Raw genomic sequence first — 16316 nt, 5'->3', positions numbered from 1 at the left:
CGCGGGTGGCGCCCCTACGATCGGCGGGTGAGCGACGACGCCCGAGCCGAGCAGCCCGACGTGCTGCCCGAGTCGTTCGCGCGGGTGCTCGCCGACTACGAGCGACACCTGGTCCTCGAGCGCGACCTGACGCCCCACACCGTCCGGGCCTACCTCGGCGACGTCGCCGGGATGCTCGAGCACGCCGCCCGGCTGGGCTGCGCCGACGTCGGCGAGGTGGACCTGCGGACCCTGCGCAGCTGGCTGGCCAAGCAGCAGAGCCTCGGCCGCTCGCGCACCACGCTGGCCCGGCGGGCCACGGCGGTCCGGGTCTTCACGGCCTGGCTCGCCCGCACCGACCGGGTCGCCGTCGACGCCGGGTCGAGCCTCGGCTCGCCCAAGGCGCACCGCACGCTGCCCTCGGTGCTGCGCGCCGACGAGGCCCGCGACCTGATCGCCGCCGCCGTGGAGGCCGCCGACGACGGCAGCCCGGTGGGGCTGCGCGACATCGCGATGCTCGAGCTGCTCTACGCGACGGGAATCCGGGTAGGGGAGATGGTCGGCCTCGACGTCGACGACGTCGACCGCGACCGCAACGTCGTCCGGGTCCTCGGCAAGGGGCGCAAGGAGCGGACCGTGCCGTTCGGCCGCCCGGCCGCGCGCGCCCTCGACTTCTGGGTGCGTCACGGGCGCCCGGCACTCGTCGTCGACGGCGCCGGCGGCGCGCTCTTCCTCGGGGCGCGCGGGCGGCGCATCGACCAGCGCGCGGTGCGCACCCTCGTGCACCGGCGGATCGCCGACGTCCCCGGGGCGCCCGACATGGGTCCGCACGGGCTGAGGCACACCGCGGCGACCCACCTGCTCGAGGGCGGGGCCGACCTCCGCTCCGTGCAGGAGCTCCTCGGCCACGCCTCGCTGGCCACGACCCAGCGCTACACGCACGTGACGACCGACCGCCTGCGCCGGGCCTACCAGCAGGCGCACCCCCGGGCCTGAGCCCGGTGCCCCGCCCTCACCGGAACAACCCGAGCACCAGCGCCAGGGGCAGCCGGACCAGGGGGCGGGCCGGCGGGCGGCCCGGGGGACCGACCGGGAGGTCGCGCCACAGGGGGAGGAGCCGGACCGGCCCCAGCCCCACGAGACGCAGCGGGTCGAGGTAGGTCGAGGCTCCCTCGATCCAGCCCCAGTGCAGGCAGGCGGCCGGGAAGCAGTGCGACCCCGGCAGCTGCAGCGTGCCGATCCGGTGACCGGCGGCGACCGCGTCGCCGACGGCCGCGGACGCCGCGACCGGCTCGTAGGTCGTGCGGGTGGTGCCGTGGTCGACCACCACGACGCCGCGCCCGGCGATCGTGCCCGCGAACGACACGGTGCCGGGCAGCGCGGCGCGCACGCCCTGGCCGGGCGTGCCGCGCAGGTCGACGCCCCGGTGCCCCGGCCCGAAGGGCGTGTCGGGCGGGTCGAAGGGCGCCACGACCTCCGGCTCCGGAGCCAACGGCCAGACGCCGACCGGGTCGGCACCGGCCGGGTCGGCCACGGCGGGAGCGGCCGCGACGGGGAGGAGCAGCCAGCCGACGACGGCCAGCAGGACGACGAGGGCGCGCGGGGCCCGGGCGGCGGTGGGGGTCATGGACCGACGGTGCCGGAGGACTCCGGCGCCCGGCGACGTCCGCGGGCCGGCCTGGGGAGAACCGTCGTCGGCGCGGACCTGTGGACGACAGGTGGTCACGGGCGGGATTCGCGGTCGTGCCGGGCCACGGACTACGCTGTGCCCATCACTCGGAAGAGTGAAATTCGCACGCTCCCAGACCGCGACGACCGCCCGACTCCTGTCGGGCAGCCGATCACCCGCGGGCGACGATCCTCGGTCCTGCCGGACACCAGCACCAACGCCCGGCCGGTCGGATCGCGCGTGGGCGTCAGGGCCACCGGCACCCGTCGGCGGCGTCGAACTGAAAACACACCCGGAGTCACCCCGGCGCGTCCTGCCTCAAGGTCGTGCGGACGGCGGTGGCCCCACCACAGGAGAAGAGAACCACCATGGCAGTCGTGACCATGCGCCAGCTCCTCGAGAGCGGCGTCCACTTCGGGCACCAGACCCGTCGCTGGAACCCCAAGATGAAGCGCTTCATCATGACCGAGCGCAACGGCATCTACATCATCGACCTGCAGCAGTCGCTGGCCTACATCGACCGCAGCTACGCCTTCATCAAGGAGACCGTGTCCAAGGGCGGCACGATCATGTTCGTCGGCACGAAGAAGCAGGCGCAGGAGGCGATCGCCGAGCAGGCGACCCGCGTGGGCATGCCCTACGTCAACCAGCGCTGGCTCGGCGGCATGCTGACCAACTTCCAGACCGTGCACCAGCGGATCAACCGCCTCAAGGAGCTCGACGAGGTCGACTTCGACAACGTCGCCGGCTCGGGTCGCACGAAGAAGGAGCTCCTGCAGATGAAGCGGGAGCGCGACAAGCTCGACAAGACCCTCGGCGGCATCCGCGACATGGTCCGCACGCCCGCCGCGGTGTGGATCGTCGACACCAAGAAGGAGCACCTGGCGGTCGAGGAGGCGCGCAAGCTGCGGATCCCGATCATCGGCATCCTCGACACCAACTGCGACCCCGACGAGGTCGACTTCCCGATCCCGGGCAACGACGACGCCATCCGCGCGGTCGGCCTGCTGACCCGCGTGATCGCCGACGCCGTCGCCGAGGGCCTCATCGCCCGCTCCGGTGCGAAGACCGGTGCCACCGCCACGGCCGAGGAGCCCCTCGCCGAGTGGGAGCGCGAGCTCCTGGGTGGCGACGCCGAGAAGGCCGCCGAGGCCGCCACCAGCGCCCCGGCCGCCGAGACCCCGGCCGCCGAGGCCACCGGTGCCGCGTCCGAGGGTGCCGAGGCCGCCGAGGTCGCCGAGTCGGCCGTGCCGACCGAGGCCCCCGCCGCCGAGGAGCCCGCTGCCGAGGAGCCCGCTGCCGAGGCCCCCACCGAGGAGACCACCGAGGCTCCGGCCGAGGTCTCCTCCGAGTCCTGATCCAGCTTCCCGCTACCCGTACGAAGGAGTACCCATGGCTTTCACCGCGGCCGACGTCAAGAAGCTCCGTGAGCTGACCGGCGCCGGGATGATGGACTGCAAGAAGGCGCTCGACGAGACCGACGGCGACTTCGACAAGGCAGTCGAGCTGCTGCGCATCAAGGGCGAGGCCAAGGCGGCCAAGCGCGGTGCGGAGCGCGAGGCCTCGTCCGGACTCGTGGCGCACGCGCCCGGCGTCCTGGTCGAGCTGAAGAGCGAGACCGACTTCGTCGCCAAGAACGCCGACTTCGTCGCCGCCGCCCAGCGGATCGCGGACGCCGCGTCGGAGGCCAAGCCGGCCGACGCCGAGGCGCTGCGCTCGGTGTCGCTCGGCGACCAGACCGTCGGCGAGGTCGTCGACGGGCTGGCCGTCAGCATCGGCGAGAAGATCGAGCTCGGCCAGTTCGCCTACTTCGACGGCAACGTCGTGGCCTACATGCACAAGCGTGCGGCCGACCTGCCGCCCGCCGTGGGCGTCCTCGTCCAGTACGAGGGTGACGCGGAGGCCGCCCGTGCGGCCGCCATGCAGGTCGCCGCGATGCGCCCGCAGTACCTCACCCGCGACGAGGTCCCCGCCGACGTCGTCGCCAAGGAGCGCGAGATCGCCGAGGCGACCTCGCGCGAGGAGGGCAAGCCCGAGCAGGCGATCGCCAAGATCACCGAGGGCCGGCTCAACGGCTTCTTCAAGGACGTCGTCCTGCTCGAGCAGGCCTCGGTGACCGAGAACAAGAAGACGGTCAAGGCCGTCCTCGACGCCTCCGGCACCACCCTGACGCGGTTCGCCCGCTTCGAGGTCGGCGCCTAGCCACCCAGCACCACCCAGCTCGACACCAGCTCGACACCAGCACGACCACCCAGCAGCGCCGCCGGAACCGGCGGCGCTGCTGGCGTCTGCGGCGCGCGTCCGGCCCGACGGTGCGGCACGGGTGGTCGGGCGGTAGCCTCACAGCGACTCATCACGGACGGAAGGACCCGATGACCGGCTACAAGCGAGTCCTGCTCAAGCTCTCGGGCGAGGTCTTCGGCGGCGGCAGCGTCGGGGTCGACCCCGACGTCGTCCAGGCCATCGCGCGCGAGATCGCCTCGGTCGCCCAGGCCGGCGTCCAGATCGCCGTCGTCACCGGGGGAGGCAACTTCTTCCGCGGCGCCGAGCTCCAGCAGCGCGGCATCGACCGCGTGCGCGCCGACTACATGGGGATGCTGGGCATCGTCATGAACTGCCTGGCCCTGCAGGACTTCCTGGAGAAGCTCGACGTGGAGACGCGGGTCCAGACCGCGATCACGATGGGCCAGGTCGCCGAGCCCTACATCCCGCGCCGCGCGATCCGGCACATGGAGAAGGGCCGGGTCGTCATCTTCGGCGCCGGCATGGGGATGCCGTTCTTCTCCACCGACACCGTCGCCGCCCAGCGCGCCCTCGAGATCAAGGCCGAGGTCGTGCTGATGGGCAAGAACGGCGTCGACGGCGTCTACACCGCCGACCCGAAGATCGACCCCACCGCCACCAAGCTCGAGTCGCTGACGTTCCAGGACGCCCTCCAGCGAGGCCTGCGCGTGGCCGACGCGACGGCGTTCGCCCTGTGCATGGAGAACAAGATGCCGATGATCGTGTTCGGCATGGAGCCCGAGGGCAACATCCTGCGCGCCGTGCAGGGTGAGAGGATCGGCACGCTCGTCAGCGCCGACTGACCCGCCGCACGCGCCCACCAGCACCCGTCGCACGAGCCGCCCGCACGAGCGTCACCACCGGAAAGGGAACACCCGTGATCAAGGACATCCTCAACGAGGCCGACAGCAAGATGGACAAGTCGGTCGAGGCGACGCGCGAGGAGTTCGCGGCGATCCGGGCCGGTCGCGCGACCCCGTCGATGTTCAACAAGATCGTCGTCGAGTACTACGGCACCCCGACGCCGCTGCAGCAGCTGGCGTCGTTCACCGCGCCCGAGGCGCGGGTCATCATGATCCAGCCCTTCGACATGAGCGCCATGCCCAACGTCGAGAAGGCGATCCGCGACTCCGACCTCGGCGTGAACCCCGCCAACGACGGCAAGGTGCTGCGCTGCGTGTTCCCCGAGCTCACCGAGGAGCGCCGCAAGGAGTACATCAGGCTCGCCCGCGGCAAGGCCGAGGACGGCCGTGTCGCCGTGCGCAACCTGCGGCGCAACGCCAAGCAGGCCCTCGAGAAGCTCGAGAAGGACGGCGAGGTCGGCAAGGACGACGTCACCGGCGCCGAGAAGCGGCTCGACGGCGTCACCAAGAAGCACACCGACGAGATCGACGAGATGCTGAAGAACAAGGAGGCCGAGCTGCTCGAGGTCTGAGACCTCCGCCGCCCGACCCCACCCATGCCACCCGCGTCCCCGGCCCCCTCCCCGTCGTCGTCCGGCTCCTCCTCCGGTCCGTCGGCGGCGCCGCCGAAGGACCACGGGCGGGCCGGCCGTGACCTGAAGGCGGCCGTCGGCTCGGCCGTGGTGCTGCTCGGCGCGATCGCGGCCTCGCTGGCGTTCTGGAAGCCGGCCTTCATGGTGATCGTCGTGATCGCCGTGGTGGTCGCCATCTGGGAGCTGCGCCAGGGCCTGCTGGCCAAGGACATCGACCTGCCCGAGCAGCCGCTGATGCTCGGCGGCGTCGTGATGGTCGTCGTCGCCTACCTGTGGGGCACCGACGCGCTGGTCACCGCCACCGCCGTCTCGGCGCTGGTGGTCATGCTGTGGCTGCTGCGCCGGGGCATCGACGGGTACGTCAAGACGGCCACCGCGTCGGTCTTCACGCTCGTCTACGTGCCGTTCCTCGGCTCCTTCGTCGCGCTGATGCTCTCCGAGGGCGGCCTCGACGGGGGCGGCCTCGACGACGACGGCGTCCAGGGCATCCTCGCCTTCATCCTGGTCACCATCGCCTCCGACATCGGCGGCTACATCGCCGGCGTGCTCTTCGGCAAGCACCCGATGGCCCCGGTGATCTCCCCGAAGAAGTCGTGGGAGGGCTTCGCCGGCTCGGCGGTGTTCTGCCTGGCCGCCGGGTGGGCGCTCGTGGTCCTCCTGCTCGACGGCGACTGGTGGGTCGGCCTGTGCCTCGGCCTGGTCACCGTGGTCATGGCGACCCTCGGCGACCTGTGCGAGTCGGTGATGAAGCGCGACCTCGGCATCAAGGACATGAGCCAGGTGATCCCGGGCCACGGCGGCCTGATGGACCGCCTCGACTCGCTGCTGGCCACGATCGCGCCGATCTGGCTGCTCCTGCACTACCTCGTCTTCACGTGAGGCTGCACCTGGTCCGCCACGGCCGCCCCTCGGTCGAGCGCCACCGGCCCGCGCACGAGTGGGTGCTCGACCCTGCGCACTACGACGACGTGTGGACCCTGCGCGACCGGCTGCCGCGGCACGCGGCCTGGTACTGCTCGCCCGAGCCCCGGGCGACCGAGACCGCCCAGCTGCTCACCGACGCCGGCGTGGGGATCGTCGACGGGCTGCGCGAGCACGTGCGCGACTCGACGGAGTGGGTCGAGGACCTCGAGGACGCCGTCCGCGACGCCTTCGCGAGGCCCGAGGTGTCGGTCCGCGCGGGCTGGGAGCCGCTCGCGCACTGCCGCGCCCGCGTGGTCGCGGCCGTCGAGCCGATCCTGGCCACCCACGCCGACGAGGACGTCGTCCTGGTCGGCCACGGGACCGCCTGGACGGCGCTGGCCGCCGTCCTGGGCGGCACCGAGCCGGACCTCGACCGGTGGGCCCGCCTCACCCTCCCGGACGTGCTGGTCCTCGATCTGGCCTGATCGCTGCGCCCCACCGCCTACGATCATCGGTGATGAGCACCGATGAGGGCGTCCGCGTCGACCAGGGCGGCCCCGAGACCCCGAGCGACGGCACCGCGACGCCGCCGACGACGACGACGCCGCACGAGCCGACGCCGGTCGACGGCCCGGCCGACGACCCGGCCGCCGACCCGGCCGCCGACCCGGCACCGTCGTCCGAGGACGACGGCCCGCGCTTCTGGCACCGCGAGCACCCGGTGTTCACGCCGCTGGCCGGCTTCTTCGCCGGGGTCGCCGCGATCCTGGTGGCGCTGCTCGCGCTCGGCTGGCTGCTCGACACGGTGATCGGCTACGACGTGTCCGACCAGCCGTGGATCCTGCTCGTCGCGGTCGGCCTGGTGCTGGTGGTCGACCTGGTGCTGATCGCGCTGCCGGGGACCCGCCGGTTCGCGCGCTACATGCTCTTCGGCGTCCTGCTCACGCCGCTCGTCGTGGCCCTGACGGCGGTCGCGACGACCTACCTGCTGCTCAGGAGCGACGGCTGACCCAGGCGCTCAGCGGGCGGCGTCGTCGTCGTGCACCCAGTGTAGGGTCCGCTCGACGGCGCGGTCCCAGGCGGCCCGCTCGCGGCGCCGGAGCGCGTCGCTCATCGCCGGCTCCCACACCGCGGCGCGGTGCCAGTTGTCGCGCAGTCCCTGGAGGTCGGGCCAGTAGCCCACGGCCAGGCCGGCGGCGTAGGCCGCGCCGAGCGAGACCGACTCCGCCACCAGCGGTCGCTCGACCGGCACGGCGAGGACGTCGGCCACCGACTGCATGAGCAGGTGGTTGGCGGTCATCCCGCCGTCGACCTTGAGCCGGGTGAAGTTGATCCCCGTGTCGGCGGCCATCGCCTCGACCACCTCCGCGGTCTGCCACGCCGTCGCCTCGAGGACGGCGCGTGCCAGGTGCGACCGCGTCACGTACGACGTCAGCCCGACCACCACGCCGCGCGCGTCCGGCTGCCAGCGGGGCGCGAAGAGCCCGGCGAAGGCGGGCACGATGTAACACCCGCCGTTGTCCTCGACGCGGCGCGCGAGCGTCTCGATCTCGGGGGCCGAGCGGATCATCTCCAGCGAGTCGCGGAACCACTGCACGAGCGCGCCGGCGACGGCGATCGACCCCTCGGTGGCGTAGACCGGCGCCTGGCCCTCCAGGGCGTAGGCGACCGTCGAGAGCAGCCCGTGCTCGGAGGTGGTGATCTGGTCACCGGTGTTCATCAGGAGGAACGCGCCGGTGCCGTAGGTGCACTTCGCCTCGCCGGCCTCGAAGCAGGTCTGGCCGAACAGTGCGGCCTGCTGGTCGCCGAAGGCGCCGCCGATCGGCACGCCCGGCAGGCCGACGACGCACTCGCCGTAGACCTGGGCGTTGGGCCGGACCTCGGGCAGCAGCTCGCGCGGGATGTCGAGCGCGTCGAGCAGGCGCTGGTCCCAGTCGAGCGTGCGGATGTCCATGAGCAGGGTCCGGCTGGCGTTGGTCACGTCGGTGACGTGGACGCCGCCGTCGGGCCCGCCGGTGAGGTTCCAGATCAGCCAGCTCTCCATCGTCCCGAAGGCGATGTCGCCGCTGCGGGCCCGGCGCTCGAGCCCGGGCACGTGGTCGAGCAGCCACCGCAGCCGCGGGGCCGCGAAGTAGCCGGCCGGCGCCAGTCCACACACCTCGCGGAACAGGTCGGCGTGGGGGCCCTGGTTCAGCTCCTCGACGAGCTCGGCGGTGCGGGTGTCCTGCCAGGTGATGGCCCGGGCCAGCGGCCGGCCGGTCGTGCGGTCCCAGACCACGGTGGTCTCGCGCTGGTTGGCGATCCCGACCGCGGCGAGGTCGGCGGCCGACAGCCCGGCGTCGGCGAGCGCCTCGGGCAGCACCCGCAGCGTGTTGCGCCAGATCTCGGCGGCGTCCTGCTCGGCCCAGCCCGGCTGGGGGTAGTGCTGCGCGTGCTCGTGCTGGGCCACCGAGACCATCCGGCCGTGGTGGTCGAAGATCAGGCAGCGGGTCGAGGTCGTGCCCTGGTCGATCGCCGCGACGTAGGCCCTCACCGCCGGTCCCTCACAACCGGTCCTGCAGGTGCACCGAGATCGCGTCGGCGGCCGCGACCACCTGGTCGACGATGCCGGCACGGGGCTCGCCCGCCGCGGCGATCACCCGGTCGCGGGGCCCGACGACGGCCAGCGCGCCCACGCCGATGCCGATGTGGTGCCGGATCGGCGCGGCGACCGCGGCGACGCCCGGGCGCAGCGTGCCGTCGGTGAGGACCCAGCCGCGCCGGAAGGTCTGCTGCACCACGCGGGTGAGGTCGACGCGGCTCGCCGGCGTCGACGGCGTGTACGCCGGCAGCCGGAGGTCGTGCAGGCGCCCGGCGGCGGGGGAGAAGGCGAGCAGCGTGACGCCGAGGGCGGTCGCGTGCAGCGGCTGCAGCTCGCTGACCCGCAGCTGCTGGGGCGACCCGTCGGGCCGGAAGACGTGGTGGAGCACCTCGACCGACTGGCCGGTGAGGATGCCGAGCTGCACCTCGAGCTCGGTGCGCGCGGCGAGGCCGTCGGCCCAGTTGACCGCGCGCGAGCGCAGGAGGTGCGGGTCGAGCGCCTCGCCGAGGCGCGACAGGCCGGTGCCGAGGGAGTAGCGCCCCGTGTCGCGCTCCTGCACGACGAAGCCGACCTCGCACAGGGTGCGCAGGATGCCGTGGGCGGTCGGCTTGGGCAGGGCGAGCATCCGGGCGACGTCCCCGAGCGGGACCGGCTCCGAGAGCGCGCCCAGGAAGTGCAGCACCACCGCGGCGCGCTGGATGGACTGGATCGAGCCGGGCACCGGCCCATCCTAGGGTCCGTTCGACCATGTCGACCCGACGTTCGACCATGTCGAACGGCAGGGGTGGCGCCCGACCCGTGACGGGCGTCACAGTGGTCGCGGTGCCGACCACAGGCACCCGGGAGGAGAACACTGCTGTGTCCACGAAGAAGAACACCCTGGTCGGCGAGCTGAGCGCCGAGTTCGCCGGGACCCTGATCTTGATCCTGTTCGGGTGCGGCGTCGTCGCATCCGTCGTCGCCGCCGGACGCGGTGACGCAGACTCGATCAGCTGGGCCTGGGGCCTCGGCGTCGTGCTCGGCATCTACACCGCCGGCAAGATCACCGGAGCCCACCTCAACCCCGCCGTGACCGTCGCGCTGGCCGTGTTCCGCGGCTTCCCCTGGAGCAAGGTCGGGCCCTACGCCCTGGCCCAGCTCGCGGGCGCGTTCGTCGCCGCGATCATCGTCCGCTTCACCTACGCCGACTTCATCAAGGCCATCGACCCCGACCTCGGCAAGGCCTCGATGGGCATCTTCTTCACCTCGCCGGGCGCCACGCCCGACGGCGAGGCGGTCGTGTCGATCACCACCGCGTTCGCCGACCAGCTGCTCGGCACCGCGATCCTGGTCTTCCTCGTCCTGGCGCTGACCACGGCGACCAACGCCCCGCCGCTGGCGAACCTGACGCCCTGGTTCGTCGGGATGGTCGTCGTCGCGATCGGCATGGCCTGGGGTGCGAACGCCGGCTACGCGATCAACCCGGCCCGTGACCTCGGCCCCCGCCTCGCCGCCTGGATGACCGGGTACGGCAACGACGTGTGGGAGGCAGCAGGGAGCAACGACCTCTACTTCTGGGTGCCGATCGTGGCCCCGGTGATCGGCGGCCTGATCGGCGGCGCGGCGTTCAAGTTCCTCATCGAGATCCACCTGCCCGCCGAGGAGCCGGAGACCGCCGGCGAGAAGGGCGTCCAGGCCTGAGCCTGCGGCCCGCCCCACCACCCACGACATCTCACGTCCACACCACCACAGGAGACACACCCATGGCCCAGTACGTCGGAGCAGTCGACCAAGGCACGACCAGCACCCGCTTCATGATCTTCGACCACAGCGGCAACGAGGTCGCCCGGCACCAGCTCGAGCACGAGCAGATCATGCCGCAGGCCGGCTGGGTCGAGCACGACCCGGTGGAGATCTGGGAGCGCACCAGCTCGGTGCTCCAGACCGGCCTCGGCAAGGCGAACCTCAACGCCAGCGACCTGGTCGCCCTCGGGATCACCAACCAGCGCGAGACCACCGTCGTGTGGGACAAGAACACCGGCCGTCCGTACTACAACGCGATCGTGTGGCAGGACACCCGCACCGACAGGATCGCCAGCAAGCTCGAGCGCGACGGCCACGGCGACCTGATCCGGCAGCGCGCCGGACTGCCGCCCGCGACGTACTTCTCGGGCGGCAAGATCCAGTGGATCCTCGAGAACGTCGACGGCGTCCGCGAGGCGGCCGAGCGCGGCGACGCGCTGTTCGGCAACACCGACAGCTGGCTGGTGTGGAACCTCACCGGCGGCACCGACGGCGGCGTCCACGTCACCGAGCCGACCAACGCCAGCCGCACCATGCTGATGGACCTCGAGACCCTCGCGTGGGACGACGAGCTGCTCGCGCTGTTCAACATCCCGCGGGCGATGCTCCCCGAGATCCGCTCCTCCAGCGAGCCCGACGCCTACGGCACCACCCGCGCCAACGGCCCGCTGCGCGGCGAGGTCCCGATCACCGGCATCCTCGGCGACCAGCAGGCGGCCACCGTCGGCCAGGTCTGCTTCGCCCCGGGCGAGGCCAAGAACACCTACGGCACCGGCAACTTCATGCTCCTCAACACCGGCACCGAGCTGGTCCGCTCGGAGGCCGGCCTGCTGACGACCGTCTGCTACAAGTTCGGTGACGCCGACGCCGTCTACGCCCTCGAGGGCTCGATCGCGGTGACCGGCTCGGCCGTGCAGTGGCTGCGCGACCAGCTCGGCATCATCAGCGGTGCCGCGCAGAGCGAGTCGCTGGCCCGCCAGGTCGACGACAACGGCGGGGTCTACTTCGTCCCGGCGTTCTCGGGCCTCTTCGCGCCGTACTGGCGCTCCGACGCCCGCGGCGCGATCGTCGGGCTGTCGCGCTACAACACCAACGCGCACCTGGCCCGCGCGACCCTGGAGTCGATCTGCTACCAGAGCCGCGACGTGGCCGAGGCGATGGAGAAGGACTCCGGCGTCACCCTCGAGGTGCTCAAGGTCGACGGCGGCGTCACGGCCAACGAGCTGTGCATGCAGATCCAGGCCGACGTCCTCGGGGTCGAGGTCAGCCGCCCGGTGGTGGCCGAGACCACGGCGCTCGGTGCGGCCTACGCCGCGGGCCTGGCGGTCGGGTTCTGGAACAACACCGACGAGCTGCGCGAGAACTGGAACGAGGCGAAGCGCTGGTCGCCGCAGTGGAATGACGAGCAGCGCACCGAGGGTTATGCCCAGTGGAAGAAGGCCGTCGAGCGCACGCTCGACTGGGTCGACGTCGACTGAGCCGCCGGCCGGGGCCCGACCACCCGGTCGGGCCCTGGCCACCGCACCACCGCGCAGTACCGTCGAGAGAAACCACCCCCGAGAGGAACACCTGCCATGAGGTCCGTCGCACTGTCGCCCGAGTACCGCGAGGACTCCCTGCGAGCCATGGCGGCCGAGGAGCTCGACATCCTGGTGATCGGCGGTGGTGTGGTCGGCGCGGGCAGCGCGCTGGACGCCGCCACCCGCGGCCTCAAGGTGGGCCTGGTCGAGGCGCGCGACTTCGCCTCGGGGACCTCGAGCCGCTCCAGCAAGCTGGTCCACGGCGGCCTGCGCTACCTGGAGATGCTCGACTTCCGGCTCGTGGCCGAGGCGCTCAAGGAGCGCGGCCTGCTCCTGCAGGAGCTGGCCCCGCACCTGGTCACCCCGGTGGCGTTCCTCTACCCGCTCCAGCACCGCTGGTGGGAGCGCTTCTACGCCGGCTCGGGCGTCGCGCTCTACGACGTGATGTCGCGCGTCTCGGGCCGCGCGGGCGTCCCGCTGCACCAGCACCTGACCCGCAACGGTGCGCGCAAGCTGGCGCCGTCGCTGCGCAAGGACGCGCTCGTCGGCGCGCTGAAGTACTACGACGCGCAGGTCGACGACGCCCGGCACACGATGTTCCTGTCGCGCACCGCGGCGGCCTACGGCGCCAAGGTGGCCTCCCGCGCCCGCGTCGTCGAGCTGCTCCGCGAGGGCGAGCGGGTCACCGGCGCCGTCGTCCGCGACCTCGAGAACGACACCACCGTCACCATCCGCGCCAAGCAGATCGTCAACGCGACCGGCGTGTGGACCGACGAGACCCAGGACCTCGGCGGCCAGCGCGGCCAGTTCCACGTCCGGGCCAGCAAGGGCATCCACCTGGTCGTGCCCAAGGACCGGATCCGCTCGGAGGTCGGGCTGATCCTGCGCACCGAGAAGTCGGTGCTCTTCGTCATCCCGTGGGGCCGGCACTGGATCATCGGCACCACCGACACCGACTGGACCCTCGACCGCGCGCACCCCGCGGCGAGCCAGGCCGACATCGACTACCTGCTCGAGCACGTCAACGCCGTCCTCGAGACGCCGCTGACCCGCGCCGACGTCGAGGGCGTCTACGCCGGGCTCCGGCCGCTCCTGGAGGGCGAGTCCGAGGCGACGTCCAAGCTGTCGCGCGAGCACGCGGTGGGCCACCCGGCGCCCGGGCTGGTCGTCGTGGCGGGCGGCAAGTACACGACCTACCGGATCATGGCCGAGGACGCCGTCGACGAGGCGGTGCACGGCATGTCGGCGATGTTCGACCGCACGGTCGGGCCCTCGGTGACCGCGAAGATCCCGCTGCTCGGCGCCGAGGGGTACCAGGCCGCGAAGAACGCCCGGCACCTGCTGGCGGAGTCCTCGGGCCTGCACGAGGTCTGGATCGACCACCTGCTGGGCCGCTACGGCTCGCTCATCCACGAGCTGCTCGACCTGGTCGCGGCCGACCCGTCGCTGGGCGAGCCCCTCGAGGGCGCCCCCGACTACCTGCGGGTCGAGGTCGTCTACGCCGTCTCCCACGAGGGCGCGCGCCACCTCGACGACATCCTCACCCGGCGCACCCGGCTCTCGATCGAGACCTTCGACCGCGGCGTCCGCGCCGTCGAGGAGGTCGCCGACCTGGCCGGGCCGCTGCTGGGCTGGAGCGACGAGCAGCGGGCGCTCGAGATCGACCACTACGTCAAGCGGGTCGAGGCCGAGCTCGAGAGCCAGCAGATGCCCGACGACGCCACTGCCGACGCCGCCCGGCTCGGCGCGGCCGACGTCGTCCCGCTCACCAGCTGAGCTGACTGTCCGAGCCTGCGAGGACGGGGCAGCTCGACGGGGTTGGGCGAGCGGCGCGACTGAGGAACGAGGTCGCGACCCGCGTGTCGAAACTGCTGGCCCACCGGGCTGGGCCGCCGAGGGCAGGTTGGCGGGGGAGGGCCTGCGGTTTCGTCGGCGCTCGCTGGCGCTCGCTTGCTCAACCTCCGGCGGGGGTGGCGGCGTGGGGCTGCGGTTTCGTCGGCGCTCGCTGGCGCTCGCTTGCTCAACCTCCGGGGAGGGTGGCGGCGGGCCGGGCTCGACGTTTGGGTCGAGGTGGGCAGGGGTGGGAGAATCGTACGGACATGGCCGAGAACCCCACCCCCACCGACAGCCCGACCGCCCCCGAGGGGGCGACGTCGCTGAAGCTGGTCTTCGACGAGCCGCGCGGGCGGAAGAAGCCGCCGCGGCACCTCGCCGACCTCACCGCACCCGAGCGCAAGGCGCTGCTCGAGGAGAACGGCCTGCCCGGGTTCCGCGCCAAGCAGCTCTCGACCCACTACTTCTCCCGGCTGGTCGACGACCCCGCGGAGATGACCGACCTGCCGGCCGGCCAGCGCGACGAGCTCGTCGCCACACTGCTGCCGAGCCTGATGACTCCGTTGCGCACCATGGAGGCCGACAAGGGCACCACCCGCAAGACGCTGTGGCGGCTCTTCGACGGGGCCCTGGTCGAGTCGGTGCTGATGCGCTACCCCGACCGCGCCACGGTGTGCGTGTCGAGCCAGGCCGGCTGCGGCATGGCGTGCCCGTTCTGCGCCACCGGCCAGGGCGGCCTGCAGCGCAACATGTCGACCGGCGAGATCGTCGAGCAGGTCGTGGCCGGTGCCCGGGCGATGACCCGCGGCGAGGTCCCCGGCGGCCCCGGACGCGTCTCGAACGTCGTCTTCATGGGCATGGGCGAGCCGCTGGCCAACTACAAGGCCGTCATTGGCACCGTCCGGCGCCTGACCGACCCCACGCCCGACGGCCTCGGCATGTCGGCGCGCAACATCACCGTCTCCACCGTCGGCCTGGTGCCGCGGATGCTGCAGCTGGCCGACGAGGGCATCCCGGTGACCCTCGCGCTGAGCCTGCACGCGCCCGACGACGAGCTGCGCAACGACCTGGTCCCGATCAACACCCGCTACTCGGTCGACGAGACCGTCGACGCCGCCTGGCACTACGCCCAGGTCACCAAGCGCCGGGTCTCGATCGAGTACGCCATGATGCGCGGCATCAACGACCAGGCCTGGCGCGCCGACCTGCTCGGTGACGTCCTGCAGGCGCGGGGCGACTGGGGGTGGGTGCACGTGAACCTGATCCCGCTGAACGAGGTTCCCGGGTCGAGGTTCACCCGGTCCTTCGACCACGACATGGACGAGTTCGTGCGCCGGCTCGAGGCCAAGGGCATCTCGACCACGATCCGCGACACCCGCGGCAGCGACATCGACGCGGCCTGCGGACAGCTGGCCGCCACCGAGGCGTGAGCCCCGCGGTCACCGCGGCGCGCGTCGCCGCGGAGTCGGCCGCGTGGGTCTGGTACCCCGACGACGCCGACGTCGTCCGCAACGACCGGCTGGTGTTGGTGCGGTGGCCCGACTACTTCGGGGCGCCGCCGAACCTGCTGCGGGTCTCGGGCTCGGCGCCGGTCGACGGCGTCCTCGACGAGGCGCTCGCGCAGGTGCGGGCCTGGGGCCGCGACGAGCTCGTCGTCCGGGTCGGGCTCGACGCCCCCGCCGGGCTGGAGGACGCGCTCGCCGCCCGGGGTGCGAGGGTGCACGAGACCCTCGACGTGCTCGCGCTCGACCTCGGTGACGGCGTCCCTGGCGGGCCTGGCCTGGACGTGCCGAGTGACGTCGAGGTGCGGTGGCAGGCCGACGAGGCCACCACCCGCGACGCGCTGCGGGTCGCGGCGGAGGCCTTCGAGGAGGGCGCCGTCCCCTCCGACGAGCGGGTCGGCGAGCTCGCCGTCCAGGCGGCGGCCGACCACGAGGCCGGCCGGGCCAGCACCGCCGTGGCCTACCTCGACGGGCGTCCCGTCGGGTCGGGCGGCCTGACCCTCGCCGGGGCCGGCGGCCACGACGTGGCGCGGCTCTGGGGTGGCGGCGTCGTCCCCGAGGCGCGCGGCCGGGGCGTCTACCGCGCCGTGCTCGCGGCGCGGCTCGACCTGGCGCGGACCCGCGGTGCGTCGATGGCGCTGGTCAAGGGCCGCGTCGAGACCTCGGGGCCGATCCTGCGCCGCGCCGGCTTCGCGGTCTTCGGCCGGGAACGCTCCCACGTCCTGCCGGCCTGATGCTGTTCACATCCCGGCCACGCCGTCCTCGTCGT

16 protein-coding genes are annotated in these 16316 nt (G+C 72.8%); 13 read left to right on the top strand and 3 right to left on the bottom strand.

The window, feature by feature from the left end:
• Positions 1 to 27: 27 nt before the first annotated feature.
• Positions 28 to 975 (top strand): tyrosine recombinase XerC, encoded by a 948-nt coding sequence (locus FE634_RS14155; RefSeq protein WP_137294878.1) that lies wholly within the window; start codon positions 28 to 30, stop codon positions 973 to 975.
• A gap of 16 nt (positions 976 to 991) precedes the next feature.
• On the opposite strand, the gene FE634_RS14150 is transcribed toward FE634_RS14155, so the two are convergent.
• On the bottom strand, positions 992 to 1606 hold the full coding sequence (locus FE634_RS14150) for a peptidoglycan DD-metalloendopeptidase family protein (protein ID WP_137294877.1): 615 nt from the start codon (positions 1604 to 1606) through the stop codon (positions 992 to 994).
• Positions 1607 to 2016: 410 nt separating this feature from the next.
• Between FE634_RS14150 and rpsB the strand changes: the two genes are divergently transcribed.
• The 7 genes from rpsB to FE634_RS14115 all read left to right on the top strand — a co-directional run bounded on the left by rpsB (position 2017) and on the right by FE634_RS14115 (position 7338).
• A complete protein-coding gene (gene rpsB, locus FE634_RS14145) occupies positions 2017 to 3006 on the top strand; it encodes a 30S ribosomal protein S2 (RefSeq protein ID WP_137294876.1) in 990 nt (329 codons plus the stop codon).
• A gap of 34 nt (positions 3007 to 3040) precedes the next feature.
• Complete coding sequence (tsf, locus tag FE634_RS14140; RefSeq protein WP_137294875.1) at positions 3041 to 3850, top strand: translation elongation factor Ts; 810 nt, start codon at positions 3041 to 3043, stop codon at positions 3848 to 3850.
• A gap of 170 nt (positions 3851 to 4020) precedes the next feature.
• A complete protein-coding gene (gene pyrH / locus FE634_RS14135; RefSeq protein WP_137294874.1) occupies positions 4021 to 4734 on the top strand; it encodes a UMP kinase in 714 nt (237 codons plus the stop codon).
• A gap of 77 nt (positions 4735 to 4811) precedes the next feature.
• A complete protein-coding gene (frr, locus tag FE634_RS14130; protein WP_187366896.1) occupies positions 4812 to 5366 on the top strand; it encodes a ribosome recycling factor in 555 nt (184 codons plus the stop codon).
• Between the two features lie 24 nt (positions 5367 to 5390).
• Positions 5391 to 6305 carry a phosphatidate cytidylyltransferase gene (locus tag FE634_RS14125; protein WP_137294872.1) on the top strand — a complete coding sequence of 305 codons (915 nt, stop codon included), beginning with the start codon at positions 5391 to 5393 and terminating at the stop codon, positions 6303 to 6305.
• The gene (locus FE634_RS14120) at positions 6302 to 6814 is read left to right on the top strand and encodes a histidine phosphatase family protein (protein ID WP_187366707.1); all 513 of its coding nucleotides are present in this window, start codon (positions 6302 to 6304) and stop codon (positions 6812 to 6814) included. Before FE634_RS14125 ends, FE634_RS14120 begins: the two co-directional genes overlap by 4 nt.
• Before the next feature lie 32 nt (positions 6815 to 6846).
• Positions 6847 to 7338: a hypothetical protein gene (locus tag FE634_RS14115; protein WP_138876235.1), complete on the top strand. Its 492-nt coding sequence runs from the start codon at positions 6847 to 6849 to the stop codon at positions 7336 to 7338.
• Positions 7339 to 7347: 9 nt separating this feature from the next.
• On the opposite strand, the gene glpK (FE634_RS14110) is transcribed toward FE634_RS14115, so the two are convergent.
• Positions 7348 to 8862: a glycerol kinase GlpK gene (glpK, locus tag FE634_RS14110; protein WP_137294869.1), complete on the bottom strand. Its 1515-nt coding sequence runs from the start codon at positions 8860 to 8862 to the stop codon at positions 7348 to 7350.
• A 10-nt stretch (positions 8863 to 8872) separates the two neighbouring features.
• The gene (locus tag FE634_RS14105) at positions 8873 to 9631 is read right to left on the bottom strand and encodes an IclR family transcriptional regulator (protein WP_148240703.1); all 759 of its coding nucleotides are present in this window, start codon (positions 9629 to 9631) and stop codon (positions 8873 to 8875) included.
• Between the two features lie 137 nt (positions 9632 to 9768).
• On the opposite strand from FE634_RS14105, the gene FE634_RS14100 reads away from it, so the two are divergent.
• From FE634_RS14100 to FE634_RS14080, 5 genes are all read left to right on the top strand, one after another.
• Entirely contained in the window at positions 9769 to 10590 is an 822-nt protein-coding gene (locus tag FE634_RS14100) for an MIP/aquaporin family protein (protein WP_246060879.1), read from the top strand.
• 62 nt (positions 10591 to 10652) lie between these two features.
• A complete protein-coding gene (gene glpK, locus FE634_RS14095; RefSeq protein ID WP_148240702.1) occupies positions 10653 to 12170 on the top strand; it encodes a glycerol kinase GlpK in 1518 nt (505 codons plus the stop codon).
• A gap of 96 nt (positions 12171 to 12266) precedes the next feature.
• Positions 12267 to 13988: a glycerol-3-phosphate dehydrogenase/oxidase gene (locus FE634_RS14090; RefSeq protein WP_137294866.1), complete on the top strand. Its 1722-nt coding sequence runs from the start codon at positions 12267 to 12269 to the stop codon at positions 13986 to 13988.
• A 323-nt stretch (positions 13989 to 14311) separates the two neighbouring features.
• A complete protein-coding gene (gene rlmN, locus FE634_RS14085; RefSeq protein ID WP_137294865.1) occupies positions 14312 to 15475 on the top strand; it encodes a 23S rRNA (adenine(2503)-C(2))-methyltransferase RlmN in 1164 nt (387 codons plus the stop codon).
• Positions 15472 to 16281: a GNAT family N-acetyltransferase gene (locus tag FE634_RS14080; RefSeq protein ID WP_138876232.1), complete on the top strand. Its 810-nt coding sequence runs from the start codon at positions 15472 to 15474 to the stop codon at positions 16279 to 16281. Before rlmN ends, FE634_RS14080 begins: the two co-directional genes overlap by 4 nt.
• Positions 16282 to 16316 lie beyond the last annotated feature (35 nt).

The sequence above is a fragment of the Nocardioides sp. S-1144 genome (assembly GCF_005954645.2).
Taxonomy (GTDB): Bacteria; Actinomycetota; Actinomycetes; order Propionibacteriales; family Nocardioidaceae; genus Nocardioides; species Nocardioides dongxiaopingii.
The sequence above is the reverse complement of the archived record's forward strand: the minus strand, read 5'-3'. Positions and strand labels throughout refer to the sequence as shown.